Origin of the sequence: uncultured Kiloniella sp. (genome assembly GCF_937128705.1) — a bacterium.
GTDB lineage: Bacteria > Pseudomonadota > Alphaproteobacteria > Kiloniellales > Kiloniellaceae > Kiloniella.
The window spans coordinates 1-4,914 of sequence record NZ_CAKZMP010000421.1; the positions used below are offsets into that span (position 1 = coordinate 1).

The 4,914-nt window shown below is 41.9% G+C and carries 3 protein-coding genes; all 3 read left to right on the forward strand.

What is annotated here, in order from left to right:
* A partial coding sequence (locus Q0241_RS21630; protein ID WP_299381223.1) for a methyl-accepting chemotaxis protein occupies positions 1–721 on the forward strand: 721 nt, incomplete at its 5' end.
* Between the two features lie 256 nt (positions 722–977).
* A complete protein-coding gene (locus Q0241_RS21635; RefSeq protein ID WP_299381225.1) occupies positions 978–1,394 on the forward strand; it encodes a response regulator in 417 nt (138 codons plus the stop codon).
* Between the two features lie 535 nt (positions 1,395–1,929).
* Positions 1,930–4,623 (forward strand): type I secretion C-terminal target domain-containing protein, encoded by a 2,694-nt coding sequence (locus Q0241_RS21640; RefSeq protein WP_299381227.1) that lies wholly within the window; start codon positions 1,930–1,932, stop codon positions 4,621–4,623.
* Positions 4,624–4,914: the final 291 nt, after the last annotated feature.

A 4,914-nucleotide genomic window follows, 5' to 3' on the forward strand; every position in this document is an offset into this window, starting at 1 on the left:
TGCGGAAGAACTATCGGCATCAATCACAGAAATTAGTCGTCAAGTTGCTCAGTCTAACAGTGTATCGAATAATGCTGTAAGTGAAGCAAATAAGACCTCAGAACAAATCAAAATTTTAGAAGAAAATGTTTCTCAAATTAGCGCTGTAGTGTCTCTAATTAATGATATTGCAGAGCAAACAAACTTACTCGCCCTGAATGCTACTATTGAAGCAGCTCGAGCGGGTGATGCCGGTAAGGGGTTCGCTGTTGTAGCATCGGAAGTTAAAAACCTTGCAAGCCAGACTGCAAAGGCAACGGAAGAAATAAGCACTCAAATTGCTGAAGTGCAATCATCAACAGATGGAGCAGTTGGGGCAATTAATTCTATTTCAGAGATTATTGGCACTATTAATGAGGTTTCGGCTTCAATTTCTGCAGCTGTTGAAGAACAAGGAGCCGCAACCTCTGAGATAGCTAGAAATGTTGAAGAAGCTGCTAGAGGCACAGAAAGCGTGTCCAGCTCAATCCAGGATGTGTTACATGCTGCAGAACAATCCAGTACTGCTGCTCAAACTATTACGGAAGCTTCTAACGGGCTTTCCCAGCAAACAAACGAATTACGTAACGAAGTTTCTGCTTTTTTAAATGAGGTTCAGGATGGTGGCGATGATTCGAGTAATGCTTATCCAAACGATGAAAATCAAAACTTCCAATCAGAAAATAACGAATTAATCGCGTAAAATTCAGATGAAGTATTTTGAATTTGGAAAATGATGTTGCGGACACGTTTCTGAATGAGAGGAAATTTCTGTACAACAAGCGGAAACGCAGCCAACGGGGTATTATTATGGTACCTCGAGCTGCATTTCTCATCTCCCCCTACAGACTGACTTTCTTGTAACTTTCGAACAACATAATCAAATAGTGGGTTTGAATAAGGCTCTACGATCTGATAGCAGGTCATTTGATAAAAAAACTTATAAAGAGACTAGCATAATGGATTTTCAAAATCTTGAATGTTGTATTGTGGACGATGAACCTTTTATTCAACGACTAATAAAGTCAATTTTAAGCTCGCTTGGTGTGCGTAATATTCGGTTAGCAAGAAGCGGAATTGATGGTTTTGATTTGTTAGAGGTTAAGCCGGCTGATTTGATTTTTATTGATTGGACTATGAAACCTATGTCTGGTTTAGAGCTAATAAAAAAAATTCGCTCATCAAATTGTTCAGATATTTCAGGAATTCCAATTATAATGTTAACGGCTCATTCTGAGCGTAAGTATATAGAACAAGCTGTACTTGCTGGGGCCAATGATTATTTGATAAAGCCAGTTTCTCCAAATCTTTTGCGTAAACGTATAGAAAGGATTTTTAAAAATAGAGCTCCTTTAAACCAACGACTTGGCAAATGAACTCATTTTATGACTGCTGTTCTCCCCAAAACTTGATCGATTTTGGGGAGAACAGCAACAATAGCACCCTAAGGAGAGCGTAAATATCTTTGCAATCACAAATAGAGATACGAACTCTCCACGAACATAAGGCTCACCCAAGCAAAATCTAGAATAAAGAAAGAATAAGTAGAGCTCCTGGAAGACCTCGTTACAACGATCCGACAGGCAATAGATAAATCCTAAAAAGCACACATAAAAAACATATCAAATTTTAAATAAAATCATCTCAAAATCGACTTATTACAAATGGTATTTTATCTTTAATTTTATTCAATACACATTTTCATCTATATATTTAAAATTAAAGATAAAATTGTAATAATTATCGATATATAAATCATACATATATATATAGTTATTTTAATTTTTTTTCTATTATTCAACGACAAATCCAGCTAAGTTTTTATTGAATAAAAAACACTGCTCACGTTCAAATTTCTGAAATGAAATTTAACAAGAGTTACACATAAAAAATTAGCCGATGGTGAATGTTTTGACCAATACTACAAGCGAAGTAATCTCTAGCTTAACATCTAATCAAACCGTTTCTGGCAATACGGAACAAGAGCAGCTTATTGGACAAGCAGCTACCGTAGTAGATGTAACTGTACCGAACGTGGGTGAGACATCGACTATTGTGCTTGGTAAGGGGCAAACGGTTAATCTCAACTTTGATGCTTCGGGTGCCACCCCGGTTATTGAGGGTAATAACTTTGTTTTGACCTTTGATAATAACGGCGATGGTTCATCCGACAGTCGGATTGTTTTTGAAAACCTGGTTGATGCATCCCAGGGCGCTGATGCACCTGTTCTCATTATCGGTGGCGTTGAACTGTCCGCGGGTCTTTTGATCGGTCAGGCACAGGCATTGAGCGCAGGGGAAACCCTGGAAACAGCGGCGGGTGCAGGTGCTGGTCCTCAAGGTGGCGGCGGTAGCCAGTATGACGATGAAACAGGTAATCTTGTCGATCTGCTGGATGCGCAAGATACACTGGGACGCACAGAACTTAATTTTAACCTGCTGGACGATGGCGACGAAGAAACCTTGGCAGAGCTGCTGAATGGCGTGCCGGTGAACAATGGTGCGGCGCCTGTTAATGTCGAGGTACATGAAGATGCCCTGAAAGGGGCCAATGCGGAATCCGGTCAGGATCAGACAACAGAGATTACCATTACCTCTGAAGCCTTGGCGACAACGATTGATGCCGGAACCGATGGCCTGGGTGGATTTGATTTTAACGAAAATATTTCTGGTCCTGTTGGCCTAACGTCCCAGGGCGAAGCCGTAAGCTATAAAGTCATTACCGATGGTTCAGGTATTGCTGTTCAGGGTGTTGCCGGGTCTGGCGATGGGGAACGTGTTGTTTTTGAGCTGACCAAAGACGGTGATGATTTTAACTTTGCCCTTAAAGATCAGATTGATCATACACCAAACGACCCTGCCAATGATGACGGTCAATCACTTGATCTGGATATTTCCGGTGCGTTCAAGGCTTTTGATGCCAATGGTGACGAGGTTGTTCTTGAAACGGCGGTTACGGTTACAATCGAAGATGATGTTCCCGTTGCCGTTGATGATACAAAAACCCTGGCTGGGACAGGTACGAATACCACTGTAACGGACAATGTGCTTTATAATGATGGTGTTGGCGCGGATGGTGGTTCGGTTACATCTGTTACCTTTGGAGATGTAAAGCATGACGTTGTTGCCGGCAAAGAAACAAAGATTGTTGGTGATCATGGTACGTTGCAGATTTCTGCGGATGGAAAATACACCTATACGGCTTTTAGTCCTGACAAAACAAACCTGATCAAAAATGGTAGTTTTGAGAACGGTCATGGCCTTGGTGATGGAAAATGGAAAACATTTACCGAAATTGAAGGCTGGACTAATGGTGATGGTGGAAAGTTTGAAATTCAAAATAGTTCTCGTAAAATTGGCAAGCTAAAGGCTGATGATGGTACCGCAAAGGTTGAACTTGACGGGCATGGAAGTGATTCGAATGCAACCATTCAGCAAGTTGTCGATGGCACCAATGAAGGTCAGACATATCAGTTGACGTTTTCTTATTCTCCTCGCCCAGGTGCTGCTTCAGGAAGTAGTGATATGCAGGTGTTTTGGAATGGAGAGCTCGTAAAGAAAATTGATTCGACAGAACATCAAGATGGATGGGAAAGCATTACCATTGACATTACAGGGACAGGTAATAACGATACCGTCTTATCCTTTACAGGAACTGGTGCAGCAGATACGCGTGGGGCCTACATTGATGATGTAAGCTTGAAAGCAAGTGATATTGGTGGCACAGATAAATTTACTTATGAAGTTACCGATGGTGACGGAGATACAACATCCAGTACGTTAAGTTTGACGGTCGACGGTGCTAATGCTGACTATTCAACTGCATCAGCGGGTATTAAGGCATTTCTGGACTATGACGGCGGGCCTGTTGGCGGTGCCAATGCGCCAACAGGTGGCAAAAATAATGCGGAAATCAAAGGCAAAGTCGGTCTCTCAAAAGAACTGGTTAGTGACGACAGCCTCGAAGGTGTTGATAACCTCATCGCGACAGATTTTGGTGACTATGTCTATGGAAGTGCCGCGGATAACGAAGTTTCCCTAGGTAGCGGCGATGATACCTTTGACGATCGTCAAAATGGTTCTGGCAATGACATCGTTGATGGTGGGGCAGACAACGACAAAATGTGGACTGGCGATGGAGAAGACACCCTGATCGGCGGCACTGGGGATGATATTCTTTTTGGCGAAAGCGGTGATGACCTTTTGATTGGTGGTGCGGGCGATGACACGCTGAACGGTGGATCAGGTGCAGATACCTATCAATTCTCGGGCGCAGATGCGGGCGGCACAGATACCATTGTCGGCTTTAATGTCAAGCAGAGCGATGTCTTGGACCTTAGTGAACTATTGACCGGTAATGAGTTACTGGCTGCTATTGAGGATGGTGATAATTCAGAACTGGCTAGGGTATTGGATGATTATCTTGACATGAAAGTCAATGGCTCTGATACCACCATTACTATTGATAGTAATGGCAAAGAAGAGGGTGGCGATAGCGTTACAATTGAACTGGATAACGTGAACCTGCTCAGTGGTAGTACGTCTGAACTGGATGCAATCAAGTCATTGTTGGATTTAGATAGCCTGAATGTAGATATACTCTGATCACTTCCAATTTTCGATCTAAACAATAGATAACAAATAGCCTTAAATCAGACTGGAACCCGTGTGCGATACCTGACCGTTCGGATGAGTATTGTGCACGAGGGCTAGTGTTTCTAAAAGGTCATCTGATTGAGCTATTGTTAATACGTATATTCCACTACTTAAAACATCGGCGCTAAAGTTATATTTTATAAAATATGTGCATTTGTTGTTGCTGTGAATCAAAGATAAATTACAAAGAATACCGATTGCTCCATGAATAGATATTCATTAACAAAGCCGATGACTTTG